The sequence below is a fragment of the Roseovarius gaetbuli genome (assembly GCF_900172365.1).
GTDB lineage: Bacteria > Pseudomonadota > Alphaproteobacteria > Rhodobacterales > Rhodobacteraceae > Roseovarius > Roseovarius gaetbuli.
In genome coordinates this window covers 1-1,046 of sequence record NZ_FWFJ01000127.1, presented here as the reverse complement: position 1 = coordinate 1,046, position 1,046 = coordinate 1, and the positions used below count along the sequence as shown (strand labels likewise).

Below are 1,046 nucleotides of genomic sequence, written 5' to 3'. Positions count from 1 at the left end.
GAATATTTTTGCCACTTTTAACGGAACCGACTTGCGGTTGCCAGCAAGGCACAATACATACGCTAAACCAACTGTCGCGGGATGGAGCAGCCCGGTAGCTCGTCAGGCTCATAACCTGAAGGTCGTAGGTTCAAATCCTACTCCCGCAACCAAAAAAACAAAACAATACCAAAGCCTTAGGCCTCGCATAACGCGGGGCTTTTTGCTTGTCCGCATTCCATGTCAACGCCACGTCAACGTTTGACGAGTCGCGTTGAAAAAGTGTCGGGAAATCAATCGCCTACCATAAATCCTAATTTTGCGGTCATCGACCATTTGAGTCTGGCCCGGCCGAAATCCTTGTGGCAGCATCGCGCCATGATCGAGTTCCGCTCCCTTCCCGATGACCATCCTGACCTAGCATGTTCGCCGCTGTTGCGCGCGGCACTGCTGACGCTCCAGTACGCACAGGAGCACGGGGCCATCGGTCTGACCAAAACCATGGCCTTCAAGCGCGTCTTTGTGCATTGGACCGTCGAGCATTTTGAGTGGCCCGGCAAAAGCGCCGAGGAAATGTTCCGCTACAACAAGGTCATCAATGAATATGAATTCCCGCCGCTCGAGGTGCTGCACTATCTTCTGATCAGCATGCGCTTGGGTCGGCACTTGAAAGGGGAATTCCGGCTGACCAGGCGTGGGGCAGAACTGGCAGACGCGCCAGCGCGGCTGTTTGCCGAACTCATCCCTTTCTTCGTTCTAAGGATCGACCACTCCTCCTACGCGCGTTTCGAGGAACGGCCCTTCGGCAAATGGGATGTGTGGATGAACGTCATCAACGTCGAGGCTGACCATGGCACCACCGAGCGGGCGCTGTACGCGGCTTTGTACGGCGAGGAACACGACTGGGACAACTCTGGATGGCGCGAAATGGCGGCGTTCTCGTCCTGCGTCCTGCGCCCACTTGAATGGGCAGGACTGCTTGTCGAGACCCGCGAGGAGCGCGAGGGCAAGCACGTCCATCACGTGTTCAAGACACCGCTCTGGCGGAGCGCGATGAAGCTCAACAC

Annotated in this window: 1 protein-coding gene and 1 tRNA gene; both read left to right on the top strand. The window is 56.5% G+C overall.

Annotated elements, in window-relative coordinates; genetic code table 11:
* Positions 1 to 75 precede the first annotated feature (75 nt).
* Positions 76 to 152: transfer RNA gene (locus ROG8370_RS19895), tRNA-Met, on the top strand.
* 205 nt (positions 153 to 357) lie between these two features.
* Positions 358 to 1,046, top strand: a 689-nt coding sequence (locus ROG8370_RS19890) for a hypothetical protein (protein ID WP_085828838.1), incomplete at its 3' end; no start/stop codon positions are given.